This window comes from Vibrio sp. 2130-1 (assembly GCF_033339515.1).
Genome location: NZ_JAWOUT010000126.1, coordinates 1 through 905, shown reverse-complemented (window position 1 = coordinate 905; position 905 = coordinate 1). Strand labels below are relative to the sequence as shown.

Sequence of the window (905 nt, the reverse complement as noted above, 5' to 3'; positions counted from 1 at the left end):
CGCCTTTAATCTTGTGCACGGTCTGGAGTAAATGTTTTGGTTCGTGTAGATGCGCTTTTAACGCTTCGAGATCTTCTGTCATGGTTTCCAGATACACCGTTGCCATGTGGTGTTGCATATCGGCTGGAAAGTGAGTTAACCATTGAGTATGTAGAGAAGAGTCTGAATTCATATAAGTGGAGCATCGTTTGTTATTGATTAAGAACAGATAAATAGTTATTAATATTAAGAAACGGGTCAAATATAGGACTGTTTTTAAACTAATTCTAAATTATTGATATCTAATGTTTTGTTGTGGTTGTGAGGCTTTTCTTACATCAAAATAGGAAGCCAATAAGGGAGAGGTTGCTGCACTACACTCGATAGCTGCGTTTCAAATTTCTTCATGTTAGAAATGAGTGGCATTTTATTGCTATCTTCTGAGTTGTAACTTTGCTTGTGGCATAAAGCATTCGCTCAAATTATTCCTAAACTTTTCAGTGTTATGGCCGCTATAGAACGTAACGAAGGCGGGAGAGTGTAATCTCTACCGAAGTCTTGTTCAAAATTGAGACATATTTTCACTGTTTGAGATGGAAGTGTGCAGTAATCGTCCTTTTGAAGGTTTACAAACACAGTCGTAAAGACTAAAAAGGACGCTTGGATTTTTTACCGTAGGAAGAAGTTCTTTACGGTATTGCATCAAGCCTTTTCTTGACGCGTTTTTTGGATATTGGGTCTATGAGTAACGTAACCAGCACCATTTTGACAGAAAGTGGTACCAATGAGCTCGAAATTATTGAGTTTCACCTAGAAAAACAATTGCCAGACGGCAGCACCAAAACCTGTTATTACGGTATTAACGTTGCCAAAGTACGTGAAGTGATTCGCGTGCCAGAGACGACAGATTATCCGAACGCGCAACC

General features: G+C 39.0%; 1 pseudogene. It reads left to right on the top strand.

The features are described from left to right. Window positions 1–720: 720 nt before the first annotated feature. Window positions 721–905: pseudogene (locus R7Q09_RS24665) on the top strand (chemotaxis protein CheV); the annotation flags it as partial.